Origin of the sequence: Allobosea massiliensis (assembly GCF_042655245.1) — a bacterium.
Classification (GTDB): domain Bacteria; phylum Pseudomonadota; class Alphaproteobacteria; order Rhizobiales; family Beijerinckiaceae; genus Allobosea; species Allobosea massiliensis.
The window spans coordinates 1-26,902 of sequence record NZ_JBHSLU010000127.1 but is presented as its reverse complement, the minus strand read 5'-3'; the positions used below and the strand labels follow the sequence as shown (position 1 = coordinate 26,902).

At 67.8% G+C, this 26,902-nt stretch carries 19 protein-coding genes, 1 tRNA gene and 4 pseudogenes; 9 read left to right on the top strand and 15 right to left on the bottom strand.

The genetic code is table 11. The annotated features are described in order from the left end of the window. Positions 1–128: 128 nt before the first annotated feature. The 5 genes from ACFPN9_RS26950 to ACFPN9_RS26930 all read left to right on the top strand — a co-directional run bounded on the left by ACFPN9_RS26950 (position 129) and on the right by ACFPN9_RS26930 (position 6,477). Complete coding sequence (locus ACFPN9_RS26950) at positions 129–1,016, top strand: alpha/beta fold hydrolase (protein WP_377817931.1); 888 nt, start codon at positions 129–131, stop codon at positions 1,014–1,016. A 306-nt stretch (positions 1,017–1,322) separates the two neighbouring features. Beyond that, positions 1,323–4,652, top strand: coding sequence for a helicase-related protein (locus ACFPN9_RS26945; protein ID WP_066724088.1), 3,330 nt, complete (start codon positions 1,323–1,325; stop codon positions 4,650–4,652). A 28-nt stretch (positions 4,653–4,680) separates the two neighbouring features. Further along, complete coding sequence (locus ACFPN9_RS26940) at positions 4,681–4,992, top strand: RNA-binding S4 domain-containing protein (protein ID WP_066724090.1); 312 nt, start codon at positions 4,681–4,683, stop codon at positions 4,990–4,992. A 169-nt stretch (positions 4,993–5,161) separates the two neighbouring features. Next, positions 5,162–5,497, top strand: a complete 336-nt coding sequence (fdxA, locus tag ACFPN9_RS26935) for a ferredoxin FdxA (protein ID WP_066724093.1) — start codon at positions 5,162–5,164, stop codon at positions 5,495–5,497. Positions 5,498–5,874: 377 nt separating this feature from the next. Further along, entirely contained in the window at positions 5,875–6,477 is a 603-nt protein-coding gene (locus ACFPN9_RS26930) for a CarD family transcriptional regulator (RefSeq protein ID WP_066724096.1), read from the top strand. A gap of 104 nt (positions 6,478–6,581) precedes the next feature. Here the strand turns inward: ACFPN9_RS26930 and ACFPN9_RS26925 are convergent, their stop codons facing one another. The 3 genes from ACFPN9_RS26925 to ACFPN9_RS26915 all read right to left on the bottom strand — a co-directional run bounded on the left by ACFPN9_RS26925 (position 6,582) and on the right by ACFPN9_RS26915 (position 9,860). Further along, positions 6,582–7,451 (bottom strand): dienelactone hydrolase family protein, encoded by an 870-nt coding sequence (locus ACFPN9_RS26925; RefSeq protein ID WP_067253714.1) that lies wholly within the window; start codon positions 7,449–7,451, stop codon positions 6,582–6,584. A gap of 123 nt (positions 7,452–7,574) precedes the next feature. Then, positions 7,575–9,014 carry a M48 family metalloprotease gene (locus tag ACFPN9_RS26920; RefSeq protein WP_066716202.1) on the bottom strand — a complete coding sequence of 480 codons (1,440 nt, stop codon included), beginning with the start codon at positions 9,012–9,014 and terminating at the stop codon, positions 7,575–7,577. A 45-nt stretch (positions 9,015–9,059) separates the two neighbouring features. After that, on the bottom strand, positions 9,060–9,860 hold the full coding sequence (locus ACFPN9_RS26915) for a hypothetical protein (protein WP_066716201.1): 801 nt from the start codon (positions 9,858–9,860) through the stop codon (positions 9,060–9,062). Positions 9,861–9,888: 28 nt separating this feature from the next. Here ACFPN9_RS26915 and ACFPN9_RS26910 point away from each other — a divergent pair. Further along, positions 9,889–9,965 (top strand) — tRNA-Arg (locus tag ACFPN9_RS26910). 35 nt (positions 9,966–10,000) lie between these two features. Here ACFPN9_RS26910 and ACFPN9_RS26905 read toward each other — a convergent pair. The 3 genes from ACFPN9_RS26905 to ACFPN9_RS26895 form a co-directional block, all read right to left on the bottom strand. Further along, positions 10,001–10,273 (bottom strand): DUF6894 family protein, encoded by a 273-nt coding sequence (locus ACFPN9_RS26905; protein WP_066716198.1) that lies wholly within the window; start codon positions 10,271–10,273, stop codon positions 10,001–10,003. A 35-nt stretch (positions 10,274–10,308) separates the two neighbouring features. After that, positions 10,309–11,025, bottom strand: coding sequence for a Crp/Fnr family transcriptional regulator (locus ACFPN9_RS26900; protein WP_245282307.1), 717 nt, complete (start codon positions 11,023–11,025; stop codon positions 10,309–10,311). Positions 11,026–11,106: 81 nt separating this feature from the next. Further along, positions 11,107–11,721 (bottom strand): pyridoxamine 5'-phosphate oxidase family protein, encoded by a 615-nt coding sequence (locus ACFPN9_RS26895; RefSeq protein WP_066716196.1) that lies wholly within the window; start codon positions 11,719–11,721, stop codon positions 11,107–11,109. 115 nt (positions 11,722–11,836) lie between these two features. Between ACFPN9_RS26895 and ACFPN9_RS26890 the strand changes: the two genes are divergently transcribed. Beyond that, on the top strand, positions 11,837–12,739 hold the full coding sequence (locus ACFPN9_RS26890) for a LysR family transcriptional regulator (protein WP_066716195.1): 903 nt from the start codon (positions 11,837–11,839) through the stop codon (positions 12,737–12,739). Between the two features lie 20 nt (positions 12,740–12,759). Here the strand turns inward: ACFPN9_RS26890 and ACFPN9_RS26885 are convergent, their stop codons facing one another. The 5 genes from ACFPN9_RS26885 to ACFPN9_RS26865 all read right to left on the bottom strand — a co-directional run bounded on the left by ACFPN9_RS26885 (position 12,760) and on the right by ACFPN9_RS26865 (position 19,630). Continuing rightward, positions 12,760–15,048, bottom strand: a complete 2,289-nt coding sequence (locus tag ACFPN9_RS26885) for a glycoside hydrolase family 31 protein (protein WP_377817930.1) — start codon at positions 15,046–15,048, stop codon at positions 12,760–12,762. Positions 15,049–15,216: 168 nt separating this feature from the next. Continuing rightward, positions 15,217–16,281, bottom strand: a complete 1,065-nt coding sequence (locus ACFPN9_RS26880; RefSeq protein ID WP_377817929.1) for an ABC transporter ATP-binding protein — start codon at positions 16,279–16,281, stop codon at positions 15,217–15,219. Between the two features lie 2 nt (positions 16,282–16,283). Beyond that, entirely contained in the window at positions 16,284–17,336 is a 1,053-nt protein-coding gene (locus ACFPN9_RS26875) for a carbohydrate ABC transporter permease (protein ID WP_066716188.1), read from the bottom strand. Then, positions 17,333–18,346 (bottom strand): carbohydrate ABC transporter permease, encoded by a 1,014-nt coding sequence (locus ACFPN9_RS26870; protein WP_066716186.1) that lies wholly within the window; start codon positions 18,344–18,346, stop codon positions 17,333–17,335. The genes ACFPN9_RS26875 and ACFPN9_RS26870 overlap by 4 nt, the downstream gene beginning before the upstream one ends. A 6-nt stretch (positions 18,347–18,352) precedes the next feature. Further along, a complete protein-coding gene (locus tag ACFPN9_RS26865) occupies positions 18,353–19,630 on the bottom strand; it encodes an ABC transporter substrate-binding protein (protein ID WP_066716184.1) in 1,278 nt (425 codons plus the stop codon). Between the two features lie 141 nt (positions 19,631–19,771). On the opposite strand from ACFPN9_RS26865, the gene ACFPN9_RS26860 reads away from it, so the two are divergent. Then, a complete protein-coding gene (locus ACFPN9_RS26860; RefSeq protein ID WP_066716182.1) occupies positions 19,772–20,800 on the top strand; it encodes a LacI family DNA-binding transcriptional regulator in 1,029 nt (342 codons plus the stop codon). Positions 20,801–21,053: 253 nt separating this feature from the next. On the opposite strand, the pseudogene ACFPN9_RS26855 reads toward ACFPN9_RS26860, so the two are convergent. Then, a pseudogene (locus tag ACFPN9_RS26855) lies at positions 21,054–21,965 on the bottom strand (IS3 family transposase); the annotation flags it as partial. Between ACFPN9_RS26855 and ACFPN9_RS26850 the strand changes: the two are divergent. Then, positions 21,964–22,557 (top strand): annotated as a pseudogene (locus ACFPN9_RS26850) (IS110 family RNA-guided transposase); the annotation flags it as partial. The pseudogenes ACFPN9_RS26855 and ACFPN9_RS26850 overlap by 2 nt on opposite strands. 236 nt (positions 22,558–22,793) lie before the next feature. On the opposite strand, the pseudogene ACFPN9_RS26845 reads toward ACFPN9_RS26850, so the two are convergent. The 3 genes and pseudogenes from ACFPN9_RS26845 to ACFPN9_RS26835 all read right to left on the bottom strand — a co-directional run. Continuing rightward, positions 22,794–23,147, bottom strand: a pseudogene (locus ACFPN9_RS26845) (transposase); the annotation flags it as partial. Between the two features lie 53 nt (positions 23,148–23,200). Further along, the gene (locus tag ACFPN9_RS26840) at positions 23,201–25,123 is read right to left on the bottom strand and encodes a copper resistance system multicopper oxidase (RefSeq protein WP_066722755.1); all 1,923 of its coding nucleotides are present in this window, start codon (positions 25,121–25,123) and stop codon (positions 23,201–23,203) included. A gap of 67 nt (positions 25,124–25,190) precedes the next feature. After that, positions 25,191–26,378 (bottom strand): annotated as a pseudogene (locus ACFPN9_RS26835) (IS3 family transposase). Positions 26,379–26,902: the final 524 nt, after the last annotated feature.

The following is a 26,902-nucleotide window of genomic DNA, read 5'->3' as shown; positions in this document are numbered from 1 at the left end:
CCTCACCGGGCAAGAGCTCCCAACGTCGCCTGTGGAGAAGCGCAATCCCGGGCTGCAACAACCCGCGCGGGCATTGCGGCCAAAGCCCGTCGAACGCTAGCCTCGCCTCAATTCTGTCGGGAGCCACTATGTCCAGCGACTTCGCCACGCCGCCCGGCCTGAGGCATCGCCAGATCGCGGTCCGTGACACGACGCTGCATGTTGCCGAGGTCGGTTCCGGGCCGCCGGTGCTGCTGCTGCATGGCTGGCCGGAGTTCTGGGCGACCTGGCTGCCCCTGATGAACCGGCTCCATGGCGGCTTCCGGCTGATCGCGCCGGATCTGCGCGGATTCGGCGACAGCGCCAAGGCGGCCGCCCCCCGCAGCGATGTCGGCGCCAACAGTCATGCCGACGACATGGCGTCGCTCGTCGTCGCGCTCGGCCTCGACTCGGTGGGCGTGGTCGGTCACGACGTCGGCGCCTATGCGGCCCAGGCGATGGCCCGGCGCCATCCTCAGCTCGTCGAGCGGCTGCTCTTCTTCAACTGCCCGACCCAGAGCATCGCCGGGCGCTGGGTCCATGACGGCCATGTCAACGAGGTCTGGCACCAGTCCTTTCAGCAACTGCCGCTGGCGGAGGCGCTGATCGGGCTCAGCCGGCAGTCCTGCGCGCTCTACTTCTCCCATTTCCTGACGCATTGGTGCCATCGCAAGGATGCCTTCGATCCGGCGCTGGAACTCTGGATCGATAATTTCATGAAGCCTGGCAATCTGCGCGGCGGCTTCGACTGGTATCGCAGCCAGAATGCCGCGCGGCTGGCGGCGATCGACGGACATCCGACGCCCTCGGTGCGCATCCACCAGCCGACGCGGGTGCATTGGGGCCGCCATGACCCCGTGCTGAAGTCGGAATGGGCCGCCTATGTGCCCGAACATTTCGACGACGCAGAGATCACCTTCTGCGAGAGCGCCGGTCATTTCGTCCATGTCGAGGCGCCCGACGAGGCGGCAGAGATCTTTGCCGATCTCTTCGGCTGAGCGCCGCCTGCTCTTCAGACCCTCGTTTCCCGACGAACCATGCCTAGATAGGCTCTGCGGCGGATGACGGGCGTCCGGTGCGCGACCATCGGAGGACAGGCGATGCCGAGACAGCGATCCCGACCCGGAAGGCGCAACGCGGCCCGACTTGCAGGCTGCGAGAACAAACCCCGATTCCCACCGCGTCAGCGATTCGGGCCCGCTTCGTTCGGGACTCGTTCCGCCTCCTAGTTCCTGCTGGCACCATGCCGCAGCGGCCCGCTTGAGGGACGCCCGGCCCGGCACTCACCACGATCGGCGTCGGCCTTGCTCCCTCCACGCTCCCTGCCGCCTTCGGCCCGCTCCAACGGCGTCACCGCCGTCCTCGGGCCGACCAATACCGGCAAGACCCATCTCGCCATCGAGCGGATGGTCGCCCATCCGACGGGCATGATCGGCCTGCCGCTGCGCCTGCTGGCCCGCGAAGTCTATCAGCGCGTCGTCGAGAAGGCCGGTGTCGAGGCGGTGGCGCTCGTCACAGGCGAGGAGAAGATCAAGCCTGCGCGCCCGCGCTTCTGGGTCTGCACCGTCGAGGCGATGCCGCGCGATCTCGCGGTCGATTTCGTCGCCATCGACGAGATTCAGCTCGCCGCCGATCTCGACCGCGGCCATGTCTTCACCGACCGGCTCTTGAACCGCCGCGGCCGCGCCGAGACCATGCTGATCGGCGCCGGGACGATGAAGCCGGTGATCGAGCAGCTCATCCCCGGCGTCAACGTGGTGACGCGTCCGCGGCTCTCGCAGCTGATGTTCGCCGGCGACCGCAAGATCACAAGGCTGCCGCCGCGCTCGGCCATCGTCGCCTTCTCGGTCGAGGAGGTCTATGCCATCGCCGAGCTGATCCGCCGGCAGAAGGGCGGCGCGGCGGTGGTGCTCGGCGCGCTCAGCCCGCGCACCCGCAACGCGCAGGTCGAGATCTACCAGTCGGGCGACGTCGACTATCTCGTCGCCACCGACGCGATCGGCATGGGGCTCAACCTCGATGTCGACCACATCGCCTTCGCCGCCGACAAGAAATATGACGGCCACCACTTTCGGAAGCTGCACCCCGCCGAGTTCGGCCAGATCGCCGGCCGGGCCGGGCGCCATCTGCGGGACGGCACCTTCGGCACCTCGGGTCGCTGCCCGGCTTTCGAGGCCGATCTCGTCGAGGCGATCGAGAATCATCGCTTCGAGCCGATGCGGCAGCTGCAATGGCGCAACACGGATCTCGACTTCCGCTCGGTCGCCCAGCTTCTCGACAGCCTGAACCTTCAGCCGGGCGAGGCCGGGCTGACGCGCGCTCTGATCGCCGAGGACATGAACACGCTGGAGATCCTCGCGCGCGATCCCGACATCAAGGCGCTGGCGCAAGGCAGGCCGGCGGTCGAGAGGCTCTGGGAAGTCTGCGGGCTGCCCGATTATCGCAAGATCGCACCGCAGCAGCATGCCGACCTCGCGACCACCCTCTATCTGCGCCTGATGCGCCATGGCCGACTCGATATCGACTGGTATCGCACCCAGCTGGCGGCTCTCGACCGCACCGATGGCGAGATCGACACGCTCTCCGCACGCATCGCCCAGGTCCGCACCTGGACCTTCGTCGCGAACCGCCCCGACTGGTTGCCCGATCCTGAGCATTGGCAGGGGGTGGCGCGTCTTGTAGAGGACAAGCTCTCGGACGCTCTGCACGAGCGTCTGGCCAGCCGATTTGTCGACCGGCGCACCAGCGTGCTGCTGCGCCGTTTGCGGGAGAATGCGATGTTGGAGGCTGAGGTCACCACGACGGGCGACGTGCTCGTCGAGGGCCAGCACGTCGGAATGCTGCAGGGCTTCCGCTTTACGGCGGACCCGAAGGCCGGCGGGCCGGAGGCGAAGGCCTTGAACCTGGCCGCCCTGAAGGCGCTGGCGAGCGAGATCGAGGCACGCGCCGCGCGCGTCGTCCTCGCCGCGGACGACGCCTTTGTGCTCTCGCATGACGGGCTGCTGCGCTGGGTCGGCGAGCCGGTCGCCCGTCTCGTCGCCGGCGAGAAGGCGATCGAGCCGCGGCTGCGCCTGCTCGTCGAGGAACATCTCACGGGTCCGGCCCGCGAGCAGGTCGAGGCGCGGCTGCAGCTCTGGCTGAAGAACCACATCACCCGCCTGCTCGGCGCGCTGCCGCTGCTGGAGGAGGCCTCGACCCTCACCGGCATCGCCCGCGGCATCGCCTATCAGGCGGCCGAGGCGCTCGGCGTGCTCGAGCGCGCCAAGGTCGGCGAGGAGATGAAGGCGCTCGACCAGGAGGGGCGCGCCGCGCTGCGCCAGCTCGGCATCCGCTTCGGCGCCTTCCACCTCTATCTCCCGGCCCTGCTCAAGCCTGCGCCCCGCGCGCTGGCCGCCCAGCTCTGGGCGCTCAAGCATGGCGGCCCCGAATTGTCGGGGCTGGACGACATCGCCCATCTCGCCGCCTCGGGCCGGACCTCCTTCCCGGTCGACAAGGCGGTGCCGAAGGGGCTCTACCGCGCCGCCGGCTACCGCGTCTGCGGTGAGCGGGCCGTGCGCGTCGACATTCTGGAGCGCCTGGCGGACCTGATCCGTCCTGCCATCGCCTACCGCCCCGGCGTCACGCAGGGCACCCCGCCTGCGGGCTCGGCCGATCAGGACGGCTTCGTCGTCACCGGCGCGATGACCTCCCTCGTCGGCTGCGCGGGCGAGGATTTCGCCTCGATCCTGCGCTCGCTCGGCTATGTCTCGGTCAAGCGGCCGGGTCCCGCCATCACCGTGCCGCTCGCCGCGGCCCCCGTGAAGCCCGCGGCTGCCGAGACCGTGGCCGAAGCGCCCGTCGAAGCCGGTGAGGCTGTCGCCTCCGGCGAGACGGTCGAGGCGCAGGCCCCTGCGACAGCCACCGACCTGGACCAGGCGGCGGCGGACGTCGTCGCCTCGGACGCGCCGGCTGCCGAGACGCCCGACGCCCCGATCCTGACGGCGCAGGAGCTGGAGCCGGCCCCAGAGCCCGTGCCGGCCGATCTGCTCTCGGCCCTGCCCGCGACGGCGGCGGAACCGGTCGCCGAGCCTGCCGCAGAGGCGCCCGCCGCCGCCCCGGCGGCTCCGGCCGAACCCGAGATGATCGAGGTCTGGCGCCCGCACCGCCACCAGGGCGGCCGGCGCCCCGAGCCCGCGCGCGGTGCCCGCGAGGGCGCCCCCGGCGAGCGCCAGCCCGGCGGACGCCGCGGCGACCGGCCCAACCGCGGCCCGCGCCCCGGCGGTCCGCGCCGCGAGGGCGAGGCACCCGTCCCCGCCCAGGCCGCCTCCGGCGATGCCGCAGCCGCGACGCCCCGTCCGGAGCGTGAGCCGCGTCGCGACGACCGGCGGCAGGATCGGCGCGACGACCGGCGCGGACAGCGGCCTGACGGCCCGCGCCCGGAGGGTGGCGGCCGGCCGGAGCAAGGCCGTGGCCCTCGGCCCGATTTCAAGCGCGACGGACGCCCCGGTGGCGGCGGCCAGCGCCGCGACGACCGCGGCGGCGAGCGCTTCCAGCAGCCGCCGCGCCCGCGGCCGGCCGATCGCGAGCCCGATCCGGATTCGCCCTTCGCCAAGCTGGCGGCTCTCAAGGCCCAGATGGAAGGCCGCAAGGGCTGACGCAATGCCGGGCCGCCCCTGAGACGCGATGCGCGAGGACCGCCAAAGGCTCGACAAATGGCTCTGGTTCGCGCGCTTCGCCCGGACGCGCCCCGCCGCGGTGCGTCTCGTCGAGGAGGGCCATGTCCGCCTCGACGGTCGCCGGATCCTCAACCCGGCCCAGGGGCTGAAGCTCGGCGACGTCCTCACCCTGGCCTTGCCGCACGCTACCGCCGTGGTGCGGGTTATCGGCCTTGGCGAGCGGCGCGAGGCGTATGAAAGGGCAAAACTGCTTTATGAACGCCTCGACGAGGGCGGGCGCGGCGATCCGCCTCTTGCCGAGGACGAGGGCGGCAGCTAAAACGAAATTCATTTGTACACAAACGATCCCCGCGGAAGCTCGGCGGGGTGCGCCGTGGCGGGACGGGACAAAAGAGAGGGTCCTGCTCTCGGGACGACCCAAACGGTCTTGAACCGGACGGGTTTGAGCGCTTTATGGGCGGCGCTGGGAGACGGGAAGGACCTGCGACATGACCTATGTGGTCACCGAGAATTGCATCAAGTGCAAGTACATGGACTGCGTCGAGGTTTGCCCGGTCGACTGCTTCTATGAAGGCGAGAACATGCTCGTCATCCATCCCGACGAGTGCATCGATTGCGGCGTCTGCGAGCCGGAATGCCCGGCCGAGGCGATCAAGCCGGACACCGAGCCCGGCCTCGAGAGCTGGCTGCAACTGAACGCGAAATACGCGGCGAGCTGGCCCAACATCACCCAGAAGAAAGACGCCCCGCCCGACGCCAAGGCCTTCGACGGCGTCGCCGGCAAGCTCGAGCAGTTCTCGCCGAATCCCGGCGAGGGCGACTGACGCGGACCGCGCTCCGGACCTCGACCGCGGCGTTAACCACAGAGCCGCTGTTCGGGCGGGGCTTGCGCCGAGCTTGCGTTTACCTTTGATTCGGCGTGTTTTTTATGCTACATCATAGCACCAGTCGCATTCGTTCCGCATGCCCCTGCGAGGTTTTTCACAAACGGGGCGCCCCCAGCCAGAGATGATGAGAGCCGCCGGCGTCGTTGCCGGAGCTTCCCCTGTCTTTGTCTCGGCGGCATATCAGAAACGACCGGCTGAGGGAGCGTGGGGCGAGGGCGAAAGCCTGCGTCCCAGGCAGAGTGTTTCCGGTCGGTCGGCCGGAGATTGAGCATCGCGAGCCCGCGTCCAGCGGTCCGGTCAGGAGTCTTAACGGCATGTCCACGGTGAAGAAAGCTGTCGTGCGCCAGGGTTTCAAGACGGGCGAGTTCGTCGTCTATCCGTCTCATGGCGTCGGCCAGATCACGGCGATCGAGGAGCAGGAAGTCGCGGGCTTCAAGCTGGAATTGTTCGTCGTCAGCTTCGCCAAGGACAAGATGACGCTGCGCGTCCCCACCGCCAAGGCCGCCAGCGTCGGCCTGCGCAAGCTCGCCGATGCCGAGAGCGTCACCAAGGCGCTCACCACGCTGACCGGCCGCGCCCGCGTCAAGCGCACCATGTGGTCGCGCCGCGCCCAGGAATATGAGGCGAAGATCAACTCGGGCGATCTCGTCGCCATCGCCGAGGTCGTGCGCGACCTCTATCGCTCCGAGGCGCAGCCGGAGCAGTCCTACTCGGAGCGCCAGCTCTACGAGGCCGCCGTCGACCGCATGACCCGCGAGATCGCGGTGGTCGATGACGTCACCGAGACCGAGGCGCTGAAGAAGATCGAGGCGCAGCTCGCCAAGTCGCCCCGCCGCCCGGCCAAGGGCGAGGTGGTGGAAGCCGCCGAGGGCGATGTCGAGGGTGACAACGACGACCTGCAGGAAGAGGCCGCCTGATCGGGCCCTCTCCTTCGCGAGACCAGACGAACCCGGCGGGCGACCGCCGGGTTTTTTCATGTCAGGAACCCTTCGCTACAACGTTCCGGAGCGGTCCGGAGCCGTTACGCCGCCCCCGTCTCCGCCGCCAGGAAGGCGACCGCCTTGTCCCAGGCCTGTTTCGCCGCCGCGGCATTGTAGCGCTCGGCGCTGGTATCGTTGTGAAAGGCGTGGTCGACGTCGGGATAGACGATCACCTCATGGCGGATGCCGGCGGCCTTGAGCGCCGCCTCATAGTCCGGCAGTTGCTGGACGAGGCGCGTGTCGCGCGCCGCATGCTGGATCAAAAGCCGCGCCTTGATCTGCGGCACCTTCGCGAGGTCGGGCGAGCGGCCATAGAACACGACGCCCGCCGCCAGCTCCGGCACCGAGACGGCGAGGTCGTTCACCACCCCGCCGCCCCAGCAGAAGCCGACCGCCCCGGTCTTGCCCGTCGCATCCGGCCGGGCGGCGAGGAGCTTCAGCGCCGCCCGGCCCTGGCGCAGCACGTCGTCGGCAGCGAGCTTGGGAAACAGCGCACGCGCTTCGTCGGGATCCTTCGGCGTCCCGCCCAGCGGCGTCAGGAAATCGAGGCCGAGCGCCGTGAAACCCGCCAGCGCCATCCGCCGCGTCACATCCTCTATATGCGGGTTGAGGCCGCGATTCTCGTGGATGACCAGCACGCCACCGCGGCGGCCGGCCGCCTTGGGCGCGACGAGATAGCCCCTGAGGGCGACACCATCGACGCTCGTCTCCAGCCGCTCGCTCGTCAGGCGGCCATCGTCGGGCGCGATCTGCTGGGCCTGGGCGTAATTCGGCTCGAGCACAGCGAGCGCCGCCTCGGCCGCCGTAGCGGACCCGGCCAGCACCATCAGCCGGTTGAAGAAGACCCGACGGTCGAGCGGCTTGTGGGTGTATTCGTCATAGAGTTCGACGATGCGACGATCGAGCGCCATGGCCATCTCCCGCTGCGACGAGGGCCACCCGCCCCGCCGCCGATCGCGCCAGCTTAGCCGCTCGCGCCCGCAGGTCACGGCCCGACACCGCGCATCGCGCCTTCGTGAAAGAGCGTCGCCCCGCTACTCAGCGACGATCTTGTAGCGCTGGCCCGGGACGAGGGCGCCGCCCCGCTCGATACCGTTCAGCACCATGAAGAGCTCCTGCGCCCGCTCCTGCTCCGGCATGCGCGCTGCCATGGTCGCCGGTGTATCGCCGGCGGCAGCCGTCACGATCCGCACCGTCACCGGCCGCACCGCCTGCGCCTCCTCCGGACTCAGCACCCGGAAGCCCGACAACAGCGCCCGCATCGGCCGCTCCGGATCGGCGCCGCCTTTTGCCGCGAGGATAAATCGATAGACGCGATTGCCCGCCTGCACGGCGGCGAGGCGGAAAATCCAGTCCGTGCCCTTGCCGACCGCGATGACACCCGGCTGGCCGGCGATCTCAAGCGGCTCGATCGCGCTCGTCTCGACACCCTCGATCCAGCCGGCGGCGACATAGGATTCCAGTGTCTGATCGGGCTTGAGCGTCACCGAGTCGAAGCGCAGCGCCTGCGCCCCGTTGGCGCTCAGCCCGATCACCATGTCGCGCGCCGCCTCGAGGCTGAAGCCCTCCGGCGCGGTGAAGCCGATCCGCAGCGCACTGTTGACGTAGCGCCGGCCCCGCACGACGCCGTCCCGCGATTCGTCGCCATAGGCGATGCCGTCGATCGCGGCGAGCCAGCGTCCGGCATCACGCTCGCCGAGGCCCGGCGCGCCGATCTGCCGGGCCGAGGCTGTGACGGCAGCGATCCGCTCAGGCGTCTGCGGGTGGCTGGAGAGCATGTCGAGCCGCTTGTCGTCGGCGGTCTGGTTCTGGCCGCTGTTGCGAAACGCGGTGTTGCGCCCCAGCGCCGCCAGGAAGCGACCGGCGCCATAGGGGTCGTAGCCGGCTCGCGCGATGGTCCGGACGCTGATCTGGTCGGCGTCGAGCTCCTGCTGGCGCGAGAACTTGGCGAGCGAGAGTTTCGACACGGCCTTGACCGCAGCGCCCTGCTGCGGATCGTTCAGCACCTGAGACACGACCTGGCTGACCAGCGCCGATTCCAGCTCGCGCTCCGCCCGCTCGACCGCATGCTGGGCGGTGACGTGGCCGATCTCATGGGCGAGCACGGAGGCGATCTCGGAGGTGTCGTTGGCCAGCGCCAGCAGGCCGCGGGTGACGTAGAGCCGGCCGTTCGGCAGTGCGAAGGCATTCACCGCCGGCGAATTCAGAATGGTGATCTCATAGGTGCCGATCCGGCCCTCGCCGGCCTTGGACAGACGCTGCACCACCTCGTCGAGCAGGGCGCGGGCGCGCGGCGCGCGATATTCGCCGCCGAAGGCCGCCAGAAGACGCTGATGCTCGCTTTCCGAGGCGCGCTGGATCGTGCTGACCCGCGGCGCGATCTCGCCGTCGGAGGCCTGCTGCGGCGGCAGCAGCACGCTCTGGTCGCCCGCGCAGCCGAGCAGCAGCAACGCCGGCAACGCCAGCGCGGCCATCCTGGCCCTCGGCCACCGATCCTGTCGCCAGAAGGCCCGCATGCGTCAGTCGATCAGGTCCAGAGCGAGCGGGGACGCCACGTCGAGCAGCAGGCCGTCCCGCCCCGAGAGGACGCCGCGCGCGCGCAAGCGTTTACCGCCGAGCCCGCTCGCGGTCCAGCCTGCGTCCTTCAGCTCGCGCCAAAGCGACTTCGACAGCACGATCGAGGCGGCCTCCCCACGCCGGCGCGAGAAATTGACATAGGTTCGCTGACCACGCTCCGCCACGGAGGCGACGCGCCCGGTCAGCAGGACCAGACGCCCCTCATGCGCCCGGAGCGCGGCGAGATCATGGCTGTCCAGCGCGATTTCGGCCGAGGACGCAGCAGGCACAGCCGGCGGGGGTTTCGCGTTGGCGGCGGCCTGACGGCGACGCGCTCCCGCGGCGAGCGCCGGCGGCGGCGTACAGCGGGCCGGGCGCGCCTCCGGCAACGCCATCGCGGCGCCCTCCGCGACGAGCGCCTCGGCCAGTCCGCGCGCCGGCTCCGCGCCGCTTTCAAAGAGCCGTGCGGGCAGGCGCCCCCAGCGATCCGCTTCGCCCAACAGCACGAGAGCGAAATCGGCTCCGCGCCGACGCAGCACGCCCGCGGCGAAGCGCTGCGCCTCCGCATCGTCCTGCCGCGGCGCCAGGCCGACGAGCCGCAGCCGGCGCCCATCCGCCAGCACCGGATCGCCGGCCTCGTCCACACCGGCGAGCCGCACCACCGGGCTGTCGGGCGACAGCTCCGCACAGCCATCCGCCGGCTCGGCGGCGGCCGCGAGCGCGGGCAGGAGCAGGAAAGCGGCAAGAAGAGGCTTCACCGTCATGCCGATTATGCTACACGGATCGACGCGCGTCCCGGTAGCTCAGCAGGATAGAGCAACGGTTTCCTAAACCGTAGGTCAGGGGTTCGAATCCCTTCCGGGACGCCAGATCTGCCGCTGCCGGCTCTCCCCCATCAGCCGTCTCACAGCTCGGACGTCCGCCCGTCTTCCTCGTCGCCACCATCACGCCAGGCGCCCGTCAGGGTAAGGCTCGCGCTGTAGATGACCCGCCCGCCCGCGTCGCGCACGCGGACAGCGAATTCGCGCTGATCGCCGTCGGGCAGAACCTCGCGGACCATGTCGGGCAGGGCATCGAGGGCGAGATAACGCGCCGCTTCGTCCCCCGTCAGCTCGACGCCGTCCTGGTCGATATGGGAGAAGCTGCCATCGGAGCTGTCGATATAGTAGCGGGGCATCTGGCAGCAATCTCCGGGCAGGGGCATCGGTTCCGTCAGCGCGGCATCCTGATCAGGTTGAGATAGGTCGGGTCGAACTGGGACATCCGCGCCAGCCCGTCGAAATCGAGGATGCTGACGGCGCTGCCCTTCCAAGACACAAGGCCGGTCGCCCGCAGATCCTGCAGCGTGCGGTTGACGTGGACGAGCGAGAAGCCGAGCGCGTCGGCCAGTTCGTTCTGCGGAACCGGAAACTCGAAGCGGCCTTCGCTGGCGAGCCCGACGGCCTCCAGCCGCAGATAAAGCTCGCAGATCAGATGGCCGAAATGGGCCGTCGCCGAGCGCCGCCCCGCAGAGGTGATCCAGGCGCGCTGAATGGCCCCGTCGACGACGGTGGACAGCCAGAGCAGCCGGCCGAGATGAGGCGATCGCTCCATCACCCGCAGCAGATCGCGATGCGGCACATAAGCCGCCTCGCAATCGGTGAGAGCGACGACGCTGTGGTCCATCACCTTCAGCAGAAAGGCATGGAGATCGACGAAGTCGCCGGGGATGTGGAGCGCGGTGATCTGGCGCTTGCCGTCATCGAGCAGCACCTCGCGCGCTGTGACGCCGCTCAGAACCACGCAGCTCTCGGTCGGTCGCGAGTGCTGCGCGACGAGTTCCTCGCCCTTGCGCAGCTGGCGGCGCCGGAAACTCAGCCCGTCGAGCAGCGCCGCCTCTTCGAGATCGATCTCGTCGCGCAGGGACAACGACGTGACGAGGGCGTGCAATGGTCCTGTCTTGCCCATCTCGGCCATGAGCGGTTCAACGCGGCGGCCGCGGCATCGTTCCCCGCGCAGCCGCAGCGACGATCAGGCCAAGGTCCGCGCCTTCGCCAGCTCCGCCTCCAGCAGCAGGATTCGCCTGTCGCGTTCCGCCAGCGCCGCCGCGACGTCTTTGGCGGGAATCAGCTGCGGAATGTGTTGCGGACAATTGGCGTCCCAGGCCGCGATCGTGAACAGCACCGCCTGCTCCGGCGTGCCCGCATAGCCTTCGGGCCGCAGCCTTTCGAGCAGGGCGGGATCGTCCTCGACCACCCGCGCCGTGCCCCAGATCTTGATCCGCTGCCGGCGCGCATGATCGATCAGGAAGATATGGGCCTTGGGGTTCTCGGAGAGATTGCCCTGGCTGACATATTGCCGGTTGCCGCGGAAATCCGCGAAGCCGAGCGTCCGCTCGTCGAGAACGCGCAGAAACCCGGCCGCCCCACCGCGATGCTGGATATAAGGCTGGCCATCGGCGCTGGCTGTCGCCAGGAAGAAGCTGTCGCGCCCGGCGATGAAGGCGGCCAGCTCCGGCGTGACCGTCGTCTTGAAGCCGCCGCGCTCTTCCATTCGACGATAACCGCCGCGCGAGCCCTTGCGCTGCTGCACCGCCTTGACGGCAGGAGTAAAGGCGACGTCGCTCGAAATCCTGTCTTGATCCATGACACCCTCCCTGGCCCCCACGCGATCGGCGGCCACGGCGAGAAAATGACAATTGCGCGCTGAGCGGATAATATGGTCAATCTGCACTTCATTATTGCGCCAGGCGGAGCAATTGATGGACCGCTTCGCGACATTGCAGGCTTTCGTCAAGGTCGCCGAGGCCAAAGGCTTTGCCCCGGCTGCCCGAGGTCTGGGCCTGTCTCCGTCCGCCGTCACGCGGCTCGTCGCTGCGCTCGAGGACCGGCTCGGCAGCCGCCTCCTCCAGCGCAACACCCGCGCCGTCACCCTCACCGACGAGGGCGAGCGCTATCTGCCGCTGGCGCGGCGCGTCTTGGCTGATCTCGACGAGGCGGATGCGTCATTGCTCGCGACGCGGGCCGAGCCGTCGGGCCGCCTCGTCGTCGCCGCGCCGCTCGCCTTCGGGCGCGCCCATGTCGGCCCGCTGCTCTCGGCCTACCTCTCGCGCCATCCCGCGGTGCAGGGGGAGTTGCGGCTCGGCGACCGCATCGTCAATCTCGTGGAGGACGGGATCGATCTGGCCGTCCGCATTGGCGATCTCGGCGATTCCAGCCTCAAGGCCAGGCGTGTCGGAGCGACGCGGCGCGTGCTGGTGGCCGCACCGTCCTATCTGGCGGCGCATGGCGAGCCGATCCGGCCGGACGAGATCTCGGCCCATCGCTGCATCCATTTCGCCGGCTTCAACGCAGTGCCCGAATGGGTGTTCGAGCGGCAGGGCCAGCGGCAGCGCATCGCCTTCTCACCGCGTTTCGTGACAAACGCCGCCGAAACGGCGGTTCAGCATGCCATCGACGGCGGCGGGCTGACGCTGGTTCTGGCCTATCAGGCGGCACCGGCGATCCGGGAGGGGCGGCTGCGCGTGCTCCTGCCGGACCATGAGCGTCCGCCCTCGCCGATCCAGATCGTCTATCCCTCGGCGCGGCTGCTCTCGGCCAAGGTGCGCGCCTTCATCGACATGGCGGCGCGTGAGACGCGCTGGTCCTTTCTCGACCTTGGCTGAAGCGATGGACGGCGCTGCGCTCAGAGCAGGCCGCCCTCCTCGACCGAGCGGATGCCGATGCGATCAACCGCGCCGCCGCCCGACGATCCCGTCTCGATGGCAAGTTCGCCGTTGCGGACGCGTAAGCGGATCGTCGGCGTGCCGTCGCCGCGCCAGTCGGCCGTCTCCCCGTCGTCCTCGTAGAGCTCGCCGGTCGCGCCCTCGACCAGCCCGCAGGTCAGGACCTCGCGCTCTGCGCTGATCCCCGTGGCATCGCCCAGCGGGATCAGCGCGCCCGCCCGCAGGAAGACCGGCAGCCGTCCGAGCGGCGCCGCGACGGTCGCCAGCTTGCCGCCTGCGAAATGCCGGCCATCATGCCCATCATACCAGCCGCCCGGATGAGCCGGCAGATAGACGATGCGCTGCGTCGCGCCTTCTTCCAGCACCGGCGCGACCAGCACGTCCGGCCCGAGCATGAAAGCGTCGTCGGTCCGCACGGCGGTCGCATCCTGCGGGAAATCCCAAAGCAGCGGCCGCACGGCCGGGATGCCGTCACGGCTGGCGCGCCACATCTGGGTGTAGAGATAAGGCATCAGCCGGTAACGCAGCGCGAGCGCCTGACGCACCTGCGGCACCATCTCCGGATACATCCAGGGCAGGTTGACCACGCCGTCGTCGTTCCAGGAGTTCATCACCATGCGCGGCCACAGCGCGCAGAATTCGTTGAAGCGCACGAAGAGCTCCGGCCCCGGCGTGGGCCCATGGAAGCCGCCGACGTCGTGGCCGATCGAGAACATGCCCGACAGGCTCATGTTGAGGCCTTGCGTCAGGTTGTAGCGCAGCGTCTTCCAGGCGGTCTCGTTGTCGCCGGACCAGGTCTGGGCATAGCGCGAGATGCCGGCGCAGCCGCCGCGGGTGATCGCATATTGCCGCTTGCCGGGCGCCCGCGCAGCCTGGGTCTCATGCGAGAGCTTGGTCATCAGCAGCGCCTGGGCGGGGCGCGCCAGCGCCTGCCGGAAGGGACGCCCGTCGCCGTCGCAGAGCGCGTCCTCGTCCCAGATCTCGTATTCGTTGTTGTCGTTCCAGACGACGGAGAAACCGTAATCGAGCAGCGCCGTCTCGATCCCGTTGCGCCACCAGGCCCGGCCCCTGGGGTTGGTGTAGTCGAGATGGAAGCCCAACCCGTCCCAGAACTGCGCCACGGCCGGCTCGCCACTGTCGCCGTCCCGCACGAGGAAGTCGCCGGCGAGCGCCTCCTGCAGGCGCGGATGGTCGTCGAGCAGGCAGGGCTTGAGATTGGCGACGGTGAAGATGCCCGCCTCGTTCAGCCGGGTCATCGTCGCCTTGGGATCCGGGAACTTGTCGCGATTCCAGTTGAAGGCGTAGCGGCGATGGCCGATCTGCGTGTAGCCCGAGCCGAAATGGAACGAGTCGCAGGGGATGCGATGCGTCTCGAGCTTGCCGATGAAGTCGCTGATGCGGGCATCGGCATCGGGTGCATCCGCGATCGCCATCGAGGTCACGCCGAAGCCATAGGACCAGAGCGGCGCGAAGGCCTGCCCGCCGGTCAGCCAGGAGAAGCGCTTGACCACGTCCGGCACCATCGGCCCGGCCATCACATAGTAGTCGAGATCGCCGTCATCGCCTTTCCAGGAGCGGAACAGGCCGTGGTAATTGTCGAGCGTACAGCCGAAATCGACGCTGCCGGTCGAGAGGTTGTCGTAGAAGACGCCATGCGCGCCCACAGGCCCGTCGACGATGAAGAAGGGCAGCATCTTGTAGAGCGGGTCGGATAGCTCGGCATCGAAGCCGCAGGGATCGACCGCGTCGATCGCGAAACGCCGCCCCGTCCGGTCGAGCGGGCCGGCCTTGTCGCCCAGCCCGTAATGCCGCTCGGTGTAGTCGCGCGCCATGTAATGCGCGAGCGCGCCGGTGCGCGGCGACATCAGATAGGCCTGGGTCGTGCGGTCCTGCAGGAAAGGCTTGTCTTCCCCGGCGCGGAACCAGGCGATGCCGAAGGGCGAGAGCGTCACCTCGGCCGACAGCCCCGCCGTCGACAGCACGACCTTTCCATCGCTTTTGACGAGACTCGCCTGCGGGCAAGCGAAGCCTTCGAGGCTGTCGCGCGGGCGCCCCTCATAGGGCGGCTCCAGCCCGCCGGGCGCGATCGACCAGCCCCGGTCCAGCCGGTAGCCATCGCGCGGCTTCAGCGTCACGCGGCCGATATCGCCCTCCAGGATGCGGACGGCCAGCGTCGCCCCGAGGCCAACATCGAACAGGGCAGCTTCGCCGTCGCGGCCGAGATAACGGCCTTGCGTGAGGGCTTTCATGGGATGGTCTCCGAATCAGAAATTAAATCCGCGCCGTCGTCCCGGGCGACCGGAGGGAGACCCGGGACCCATTCCGGAACCTCACCTGCACGCGCTCCGGAATGGATCCCGGATCGGCGCCGCTGTGCGGCTTGTCCGGGGTGACGGTGTGTTTCCAAGACAGTCGATTCAACGGCGAACCGCCCGGCCCGCCTCGTCGAAGAGGTGGATCTGGGCCGCGGGCAGCGCGAGCTGGACGGTCTCGCCGCGCTGATGGGCGCTCTGGCCCTCCAGCTTGAGGGTGATCTGCGGCAGGCCGGGCGAGGCGCCATAGAGATAGCTTTCGCCGCCGAGACGCTCGACCAGTTCGATCGACAGCGGCAGACCCTCGCCCGACGCGAGCCGCACATGCTCGGGCCGGATGCCCAGCGTCGCGGCCGCGCCCGGAGGGACCGCCCCCGTTTCGCAGGCGATCTCGTGGCCATGTTCGCCGAGACGAACGACGCCCACCCGCGCCACGACACCGGGCAGGAGGTTCATCCGCGGCGAGCCGATGAAGCCCGCGACGAAGAGGTTGTCCGGCCGGTTGTAGAGCTCGAGCGGCGTGCCGACCTGCTCGATCCGGCCGCCCTGCAGCACGACGATGCGGTCGGCCAGCGTCATCGCCTCGACCTGGTCGTGGGTGACGTAGATCATCGTCCCGCCGATCTCGGCATGCAGCGCCGCGAGCTCCTTGCGGGTCGCGACGCGCAGCTCGGCATCGAGATTGGAGAGCGGCTCGTCGAACAGGAAGATCTTGGGGTCGCGCACGATCGCACGGCCGATCGCGACGCGCTGGCGCTGCCCGCCCGAGAGCGCACGCGGCTTGCGCTCGAGATAGTCGGTCAGCCGCAGCATCGCCGCCGCGCGCCGCACGCGCTGGTCGATCTCGCCGCGCGGCAGGCCCATATTCTCCAGCGCGAAGGCCATGTTCTTGTAGACGCTCATATGCGGGTAGAGCGCATAGGACTGGAACACCATGGCGAGCCCGCGCTCGGAGGCCGGCAGGCCGGTGACGTCGACGCCGTCGATCATGACGGAGCCGGCCGTGACCTCCTCCAGCCCCGCGATGACGCGCAGCAGGGTGGATTTGCCGCAGCCCGAAGGCCCGACGAAGACGACGAATTCGCCGTCGCTGACGGTGAGGTCGATGCCGTGCAGCACATGCGTGGCGCCGAAGGATTTGCGCACGCCGGAAAGGGTCAGGCCGGCCATGACTACTTCATTCCCGTATTGGCGATGCCGGTGGTGATGAACCGCTGCAGGAAGACGAATACCAGCGCGACAGGCAGCAGCGTCACCACGGTCATCGCGAGCAGGTAGTGCCACTGCGTCTGCAGCTCGCCCTGGAAGGCGTTGAGGCCGATCTGCAGCGTGTAGGATTCGGTCTTGGTCAGAACCGCGAGCGGCCAGAGGAACTCGTTCCAGCGCCACATCACCGAGAAGATCGCCAGCACGGCGAGTGCCGGCATCGCCAGCGGCATGACGATGCGCCAGTAGATCTGCCACTCGGAGGCCTTGTCCATGCGCGCGGCCTCGATCAGGTCGCGCGGGAGCGTCAGCATGTATTGCCGCAGCAGGAAGACGCCGGTCGGCGTCGCCGCGCCCGGCAGGATCACCGCCCAGAGCGAGTTCACCAGCCCGAGTTCGGTGATGACCAGATAGACCGGGACGAGGATGATCGTGATCGGAATCATCAGCGTGCCGATCACCATCAGCATCACGGTATTCTTGCCGCGGAATTCGTAGATCGACAGCGCATAGGCCGCCATCGAGTTGATGATCAGCGTGATGATCGTCGCCACCACCGTGACGAAGACGGAGTTCCACAGGAATCGCGTGAAGGCGAAGCGATCGAGCGGCTCGGTGTAGTTCTCGGTCGCGAGCTTGAACGCCCGCACCGGCGTGCGCCTGTCGATCGGCACGCGGATCACCTCCGCCGGGTTGGCGGGGTCGACCATCTGCGCCTGGATGCCGATGCGCCGCACCTGCGCCAGCACCCGCGTCGTGCCGTCCGGCATCGTCACCTCGAACAGCGGCAGCGGCTGGGGGTGGCCGGGGACCGCGACCTCCTTCTGCGACATCGGCAGCAGCGAGGGCGGGAATTCGAGCAGCCCGGCCTGCGTCTTGAACGAGGACAGGGCGAGCCAGACCACGGGCCCGAACATCAGCACCACGCCGAGCGCGAGATAGGCGTAGGCCGCGACATCGGTCCAGTGCCAGCGGCCGGGCTTGCGGCGCGCCGTGGCGAGGCGGGTCACGAGGCTCATGCCTCACCTCTGCGGCGGCTCGCGGCGAGCTGGGCCAACGTCAGCGCGAAGAGAACGACCCCGAGCACGACGGAGGCCGCCGCGGCCAGCCCGAAATTCTGGACCTGGTTGGAGAAGGCCGTCTCGTAGATGTAGTGGACCACCATCAACGTCGCGGTGCCGGGCCCGCCGCCGGTGAGGACGAAGACCTCGTCGAAGGTCTGCACGCCTTTGATCAGCGCCAGCACGATCACGACGATCATGTTGGGCCAGAGCAGCGGCAGCGTGATGCGCCAGAACACGCGCCAGCGCGGCGTCGCGTCCATCTCGGCCGCCTCGTAGAGATCGGCGGGGATGGCCTGGAGACCGGCGAGCAGGATCAGCGTGTAGAAGCCCATATGGGCCCAGACCGAGACGAAGACGACCCAGAACATCGCCCAGCTCGGATCGACCAGGAACAGGATGCGCTCGCCGCCGAGCGAGGTGATGCCCGCATTCAGGAGGCCGTCGCGCTGCAGGATCCATTTCCAGGTCAGCGCCACGACGACGGGCGAGAGCAGAACCGGGAAGAAATAGACGGCGCGAAAGAAGCCGCGCGCCTTGATCTTCATGTTCAGCACCACCGCCGTCACCAGCGAGAACAGCACCATCGCCGTCACCTGGAAGACGGTGAAACGGGCCGTGTTGGCGACGCCGCGCCAGAAATGGTCCTCGCGGCAGGAACCGGGATCGAGGAAGGAGCCGCAGTCGAACAGATAGGCGTATTGCTGCGCCCCGACATAGGGCCGCTGCGAGGGAAACAGCTCCGTGCCGCCGGTCACCGAGAAAACGACGTTGATGATCAGCGGCAGGAAGACGAACAGGCCGAAGAAGCCGATATTCGGCAGGAGGAAGACATAGGCCATCCGCCGCTCGCCGATGAGACGCTGCAGCGCGCTCATCGGCCAGTCGACGAGCCGCATCAGCAGGGACAGCGGCACGGCGAAGAGGCGTGCGGCGCCGCGAGGCGCCGCCGTATCGGCGGAGGCCATGCGGGCTTACTTCTTGTTGCGCTCGGCGATCTGCTGCTCGACGTCCGAGGCGATGCGCTTATAGGCCTCGTCGAGGCTGGTCTCGCCCGAGATCGCCTGGCCCACCCGGCTGATCGCCGCATTGAAGATGATGCGGTTGTTGACGTAGCCCTGCAGCTTGTAGGCGACGGGCGAGAGGTTCGCGACCTGGTCGGAGAAGACCTTCAGCGCGGCCTTGGCCTGGGCGCTGGCGTCCTTGTAGTCGAGGCCCTTGGCGGCAATGCCGAGATGGCCCGGCACGAACAGCGAGCGGGCATAGAACTCGCTCAGGACGGGCTCGCTGGCGAGATACTCCATCACCTTGGCGACGGCCTCGGGGCTCTTCGTCGCCTTGATCGCGACGAGGCCGGCGCCGCCCGGCATGCCGGTGCAGGCGGCCGCGCCGCAGGGCGAGGGCGCCGCCACCCAGTCGAAGGCGTTGCCGACGGTCTTGTCGAACTGCGCGATCTGCCAGGAGCCCGAGACATACATCACGACCTGGGCGTTCTTGAATTCGTCATTGGCGCCGCGATAGGCCGCGCCGGAGACCGAGCCCCAGAGCTCCTTGGCCATGACGCCGTCCTTGTGCCAGTCGAGCACGCGCTGCGCCGCGCGCTTGAAGCCGTCGTCGATCACCGCCGGCTCGCCCTTGGCGTCGAAGACCTGCGCGCCCTCGGAGATGGCGAGACCGAAGAAGCGGTGGCCGGAGCGATCCATCGCGATCGGGAACGGCGCCTGCACCTTGGTCGCGACCGCCTTGGCGGCCTTGGCCCAGTCGTCCCAGCTCGCCTTGGCGCCGGGCATGGCGATGCCGGCCTGCTCGAACAGCGTCTTGTTGACGAGCGGCCCGGTGACGGTGAGCTGCGTCATGAAGCCGGTGATGGCCTTGTCGTCGCCGGCCGGCCGCATCCAGGGCAGGAACGGCCCGAAATTCTTGTCCCAGTAGGCGGCGTCCTTGAGATAGGGCCGCAGATCCAGCGCATAACGGGCGATGCCGCCGAGATCGACAACGCGGGCGATGTCGGGACCCTGGCCGGAGGCGAGCTGGACGGGCAGGTTCTCGGTGATCGCCTTGTAGGGCACCTGGTCGAGGACGACCTTGATGTCCTTGTTCTGCGCCTCGAAGCGCTTCAGCAGGTCGGAAACGACCTCGCCCTCATTGCCGTCGGAATACCAGGCGATGCGCACCGTGGTCTGCGCCTGGGCGGCGCCGGCGATGAGGCTCGCGCCGAGCGCGAGCGCGGACAACCAGTGTTTGCTCTGCATGTGCGTCCATCCCTGATCGTTGGCGGCGCCTCTCGGGCGCTCTGCCCAAATTAAGGCAAACGTTTGCCTTGCTTGTCAACGCGAGAAATCTGCATGATGGATTCAAGACGCCGCCCGAACCGGCGTCCCTGCCACGGACCCATGACGACCAGACCCGCCCGCGCCGAAACGCCCCTCGCCTCGCTCGCCACCGTCGCCCGCGCGGCGGGCGTCTCGGTCGCGACGGTCTCACGCATCGTCAACGGCAAGCGCGGCCGCGCCTCGGCCGAGACGGTGGCCCGCGTCGAACAGGCGGTGGCGAGGCTCGGCTATCGCCCCAACCCCGTAGGCCGCGCGCTGAAGCAGCGGGCGAGCCGCGTCGTCGCCCTGCTCGCGCCCAATCTCGACAACCCGGCCATGGCGGCGATCGCGGTCTCGACCGAGGCCGCGCTGCGCGACGCCGGCTACGTCACCATCCTCTGCGACACCCATGACCGGGCGGAGCTGCAGGACGAATATCTCGCCGCCATGCGCAGCCAGTTCGTCGCGGGCTATGTCATGGTCAGCGCCGTCGCGAGCCGGGGCCTCGAGGCCACGCTGCGGCGCGGCGACCCCATGGTCTTCGTCGCCCGTCGCAGCCCGCTCGGCGGCGGCGCCTTCGTCGGCATCGACGACCGCGCCGCGGGGGCGGAGGCCGCCGACCATCTGCTCGATCGTGGCGTCGCGCGCCCGGCCGTGCTGATGGCGGCGCAGAACGCCTCCAGCACCGGCGAGCGCGCGGCCGGTTTCATCGCCCGGCTCGAGCAGCGCGGGCTCGCGCCGCAGGAGATCCGCCGCGCCAGTGCCCAGGGGCTGAACCATATCGAAATCGGCTATGCCGCCGCGCGGGCGCTGGTCGCGGAGGGCGGCTGGCCGCAGGGCCTGTTCTGCGTCAGCGACCTGATCGCCTACGGCGCCTATCGCCTCGCGAGGGAGGCCGGTGTCGCGGTGCCCGGCGACTGCCGGATGGTGGGGGTCGACGGCAACGCGATCAATGCCTGGCTGGCGCCCTGGCTCACATCGATCCGTATTCCGTACGAGGCCTTCGGCGGGCATATCGTCGCCCAACTCGGCCAGCTCTGGGGCGGCGGCACGGGCTCCCATGTCCATGTCCGGCACGGCCGCATCGGCGACGAGCCGCCAGCCGCCTGAGACGACAGACAGCACAGCGGAAGACATGGACTGGGAAGTTTGTGCGTCCGGCTGACCGGAGAGCCAGGCCGGACCGGATCATATCACGGTCAACAGACTGGGAGATAATGGCGCGCCATTCAGGATAAAACTGCGAACACTTATGTATTTGAAATATCGATATAATTTAAGCCGATCTTGTGTCCGTCGTCAGATGATTTGAGACTGTTTCGGCGTCTCAGGAACGGAGGTTCTGGCTCATCTGGGTTTGAGGTTATGCGGCCTGCAGCTGATGCTGCAAGCGTCTCTCCTGGATGGTCTGGTGCTTGATCCTTTCGCGTTCGGTGAGGATGGCTTGCCCGCGGCTGAAGTAGACATCGGCGGGCGTTAGGTTGCCGAGGCTCTCGTGGTATCGGGCATGGTTGTAATGCTCGACGAAGGCGGCGACCTGCCGTTCGAGATCGCCGGGCAGATAGTAGTTTTCCAGCAGGATGCGGTTCTTCAGGGTCTGGTGCCAGCGCTCGATCTTGCCCTGCGTCTGGGGATGATAGGGCGCGCCGCGAACGTGTTTTATGCCCTTGCCGTCGAGCCAGGTGGCGAGGTCGGCTGAGATGTATGAGGCGCCGTTATCGCTCAACAGTCTCGGCTGATGTGCGACCGTGATCTGGTCGAGCCCCGATGCCGCCAACGCCAGATCGAGCGTGGCGGTGACGTCGTCAGTGCGCATCGTGGCGCAGAGCTTCCAGGCGACGATGAAGCGGGAGAAGTCGTCGAGCACGGTCGAGAGATAATACCAGCCCCAGCCCGTGATCTTCAGGTAGGTGAAGTCGGTCTGCCAGAGCTGGTTGGGCGCCGTCGTCTTGTCCTTGAACTCGGGCGCCGCCTTGATGACGATATAAGCCGGGCTGGTGATCAGATTATGCGCTTTCAGCAGCCGATACACCGATGCTTCCGAGACGAAGTAGCGCTTTTCGTCGGTGAAGCGCACCGCCAGCTCGCGTGGGCTCAGCTCCGTCTCGCGCAGCGCCAGGTCGATGATCTCGGCCCGGATCGGGGCGGGGATGCGGTTCCAGACACGATCTGGCCGCGAGCGATGATCTGCGAGCGCCTCGACCCCGCCGGTGAGATAGCGATCGTACCAGCGATAGAACGTGGCGCGCGGGATGCCGAGCTTGTCCAAGGTGCGCGGGATCGTGATGGCGAAGGGACGGCGCAAGCTCGAACTTCGACTGGATCAACTCCTTGCTGGCGAGGTGGCGATCAGCCGTCGGATCAGACAGCTCGTCGAGGACATGCGGGCCCAGTGGCGCGCCCTTGACGAGCGGATCGGCGCCTTCGATGCCGAGTTCGTTGCGATCGCGCGCGAGGATGCCGCAACGAAGCTCCTGGCGACGATCCCGGGGGTCGGCCCGTTGAATGCGACCGCCTTCGTCGCCTCGGTGGGAAGGGCGGAGACGTTTGGCCGGGGCCGGGATCTTGCCGCCTGGCTCGGCCTGGTACCTCGCCAGATGACGACCGGCGGCAGACCTAAGCTTCTCGGGATCAGCAAGCGCGGCAACGGCTACCTTCGCAGGATGCTGATCCACGGCGCGCGAGCGGCATTGCCGTCCCTGGCGAAGGGGCGGACGTTGCTCGGCGAATGGCTGCGGGGATTGCTCGCGCGAACGCATATCAACACCGCCGTGGTCGCGCTCGCGGCGAAGATGGCCAGGATCATCTGGGCCGTGTTGAGAAGCGGGCGCCCCTTCCAGGTGGAGGCGATGCCATCGGCTGGATGATCAGAGTTCGGCCTTAGGGGAGCGTCCTTCAGGCCAGCGTTGTCTGTGAGTGGATTGGAAAGATGGCCTGACAGTCGAACGGCGTGCCGTGATCCTGATCAAAAAAATGGCGTTAGACGCCGACGGCTTTATGAGGATCGGTACGCGCGAAAGCTCCATCTTGGCCGAGGCACGACCTCGAGACCGGATACGTTGGCGCAGACTGAAGAGCCGGAAAGAAATCCCTTGCAGGCGGGGCGAGCCATACGTTTTTTAAGCAGGCGGTTTTCCAGGGTGAGATCGGCCACGGCCTCCTTCAGCGCCTGCGCCTCGCGGCGCAGCTCCTTCACCTCGTCTGACGTCGCGGCGCGAGCCGTGTCACCGGCGAGACGGCGCTTGCCGGCGTCGAGGAACTCCTTCGACCAGCCGTAATACATCGACGAGGCAATCCCCTCGCGCCGGCACAGCTCGGCGATGCTCTCCTCGCCGCGCACGCCTTCCAGCACGATGCGGATCTTCTCTTCGGCCGAGAACTGCCGACGCGTCGCTCGGCGAATATCCTTCACGACCTGCTCTACCGGTGCTTTCTCCGGCCCGGATTTCTGTCTCATCTGCGCTCCTGAATGGCTGCGATGATCCAGAAATCCTCCCTTCCCGAAAACCCCTAAACTGTCTCAAGAGCGCTGACGGCAGACAAGCGGAAGCGGGCCCGCTCGCCGTAGCGCAGCACGATCGGCTGCGCCTCGCTGAACTTGCGGCCGTTGATCGACCAGATGTAGCGCTGCATGTTGCCGGTCAGACGCATCTCGATGATGCGGTCGTAGGGCTTGTAGGGATAAGGCTTGATCGCCTTGAGATCGCGGTAGGACAGCACCTTGGCGCCGGGCGGCGCGCCCGTCCGGTTCACGAGGGGATCGGGCATGGCGTTCTCAAGCGTCGGACCTTCGTTCGGCATGTCCTCGCCCCCCTGGAGCACCTTGGCCTGCGGTCCTTGCTGCAGTCCCCCGTTCAGGGCCGCGAACATCCCTTGGTTCTGGCCGGGCGAGGCGCCCGATCCCATGCCCGGCATGCCGCCGTGATCCATACCCGGCATGGAGCCACCGCTTCCGCCCTGCATCGCGCCATGGTTCATGCCCTGCCTCTGCGCCCCGGCCGTCGTTCGAGCCTGACGCCCCTGGCTCATCCCCGGCATGGCGCCGTGGTCCATTCCCGGCATCGCAGGAGAACCGGCCGGCTTCCTCGCCGTGGCGCTCCTGCCGCCCTGCCCCGCACGGCCCTGGCCCATGCCCGACATGCCGCCCTGAGGCATTGATCCGGCCTGCATGCCGGCCATACCGCCGTGCCCGCCTTGCTGGCCGCCCATACCACCCATGCCGCCCATGTTCATGTCGCCCATCCCGCCGATCGCCATCGCGAGGGGGCTCTCGGGCTGCACATGGCCGGGCATGTCCTGCTCGGGCTGGGGCGTCCCCCGGTCGCCACCTTTGGGGCCCGGGTTCATGAGCATTTCGGACATCTGCGTGAGCGGGCGGACGCGATGGGGCGGCAGTTCGCCCACCATCCCGGGCCGTGTCGCCAAGGTGGCGCGGGCGAAGCCGGTGCGGTCCAGGGGCTCGGCCACGATGGTGTAGGCCCGATCCTCCGTCGGCTGCACGATCACGTCGTAAGTCTCGGCGTTCCCGAAACGGAACTCGTCGATCGGCACCGGCTGGACGTTCTGGCCGTCTGCCTGAACGACCGTCATCTTCAGCCCCGGGATGCGCACGTCGAAATAGGTCATCGCGGAAGCGTTGATGAAGCGCAGCCGGATCCGCTCGCCGGGCTTGAAGAGGGCCGTGAAGTTGCGCTCCGGTGTAAGGCCGTTCACCAGGTAGTGGAGACCACCGACATCCGCGATGTCGGTCGGGTCCATGCGCATCACCCTCCAGGCGACGTGGCTCCTGATGACGGCCTCCCGTGCCTCGGCGTTCGGAGCTTTGCCGAGCTCCTGGAACAGGCTCACGAGGGTGCGCTGGTTGCGGTTGTACCAGCCGCTTTCGCTTTTCAGGTTCTTGATGATCCGCTTCGGGTCCTCGTCGGTCCAGTCCGAGAGCATGATCACGTAATCGCGGTCATGCTTGAACGGCTCGCGCTCGCGGGGCTCGATGATCAGGGGGCCGTAAATCCCGAGCTGCTCCTGCTCGCCGGAGGAATGGCTGTGGTACCAATACGTTCCCGCCTGCCGGATTTTATAACGGTAGGTGAACGTCTCGCCCGGCTTAATGCCGTTGCCGAATCCCGGCGAGATGCCGGGCACGCCGTCCATCTCGGCCGGCACGATCAGGCCGTGCCAGTGGATCGAGGCATTCTCTTCGAGGCGGTTGGTGACGTTGATCACCACCTCCTCGCCCTCCTTGAACCGCAGCGTGGGCCCGGGAAGCTGGCCATTGATGAGCATTCCGACGCGCTCGCGTCCCGTGACGTTCACCGTGCGGCGCTCGAGCACGAGATCGTAGGTCCCGGCATGGGCGGAAACAGGCACAAGAACCGTGAGCGCGAGCGCGGCCCCGAGAAGGCAGGCGGAAAGGCGGGGGAATAAGTTCGTCATGATCTGATCCTCGAGGCTCTGACTTGGACGCGCGGCCGATGATGAATTCTGACGTTGCCCCCAGTTTCTATCCAGCCTTGAGTTCGTTCCGGCGGTTGGTTTGGCCCTCTCGGGCGGGTTGAGCGGCGGGGGCAGACGCGGAGCTATTCACGTAGCGTAGCGTTTGATCCCGCCGCGGCTGGAACGTGGCCGCGAAGTCGATGGGCGTCTGCCAACCGAGCTTCGAGTGTGGCCTTGTAGTGTTGTAGTCGAGTTGCCACCGCAAGAGCGCGGCTCTGGCCTGGGCCAGGCTGGAGAACAGTGTCTCGTTCAACAGCTCATCCCGCAGGCGGCCGTTGAAGCTTTCGATGAAGCCATTCTGCATCGGCTTGCCGGGCGCGATGTAGTGCCACTCGATCCTTGCCGCGTCAGCCCAGGCCAGGATGGCGTTGGAGGTCAGCTCGCTGCCATTGTCGCTCACGATCATCTTGGGCCTGCCGCGCTCTGCCAGCAGCCTGTCGAGTACGCGCGCAACCCTCACACCCGATAGCGAGGTGTCCGCTACCAGTGCCAGGCACTCGCGGGTGCAGTCGTCGACGATCGCCAAGATCCGAAAAGCACCTGCCGTCCGTCATCTGGTCGGCCACGAAGTCGAGCGAAGCGCTCGTTCGGTCGCATCGGGATCATCATCGGCGCCCGTGTCCCGATCGCCCGCTTGCGCCACCCCGGCGGCGGACCGTCAGGCGCTCCTCGCGGTTGAGCCGGAATAGCCGCTTGTGGTTGACCTCGAAGCCTTCGCGCCGGAGCAGCACATGCAGGCGCCTGTAACCGAACCGTCGCCGTTCCCGGGCGATGGCCTTCATGCGCTCGCGCAGCGAGGCGTCATCCTCGCGTGTGGGTTTGTATCTCACGGTCATGCGGCAAAAGCCGGTGGCTTTACACGCCCGCCGTTCGCTCATCCCATGGGTGCCCATGAGGTGGGCGACAGCTCTCCGCTCGGCAGCGGGCGTCACCACTTCTTTCCCAAGAGATCCTTCAACGCGACGTTGTCCAGCATCGCGTCGGCCAACCTGCGCTTCAACTTGGCATTCTCGTCCTCGAGCGCCTTCAGCCGCTTGGCCTCGGATACGTCCATCCCGCCGAAACGGGCCTTCCACTTGTAGATGCTCGCGTCGCTGACCCCGTGCTTGCGGCACAGGTCCGAGACCGGGATTCCGGCCTCGTGCTCCTTCAGGATCCCGATGATCTGCTCTTCCGTGAAGCGGCTGCGCCTCATGTTCTGGTCCTCGCAATGGGCCAGAACGAAGTTCAAACTGGATTATCTCAGAGGGGCAACGTCAATTCGCCCTGACGCTATGGACGCGGTCGCTAGCGGTAAAGACGGAGACCCGCTTGAATCTTTGATTCAGGTCGGTTCAATGCGCGAATGCCGCCCTGTGTGTCTTGGCCGCAACTCGTTCTGTTTTCACGCGTTTTTGCGTGCGGCGCCGTCGGACGAGGGCATAGAAAACATATAGACGGGGACCGGCGAGGGTTCTTACGGCTTGCAGAACTGAATTCTCCGACTGATGCTTCCCAGCACCGGCCACGCTGCAGCGCGGCCCTGATGGCTTGCCACTCCAGCGGCCGCGCACGACGATCCTTGCTCAGATGAGCAGGCAGCGGTTCGCAGGGCAGGAATGGCGAGCGGTTGTCGAGAAGACAGGTCGTGTCCCATAGCGTGGTGTAGCTGACGGTGGTCACCGGCGATTGCCGGTTAGGTTTGGGTTGTGAACGCCAACCCTGAACCGAGAGATCCCC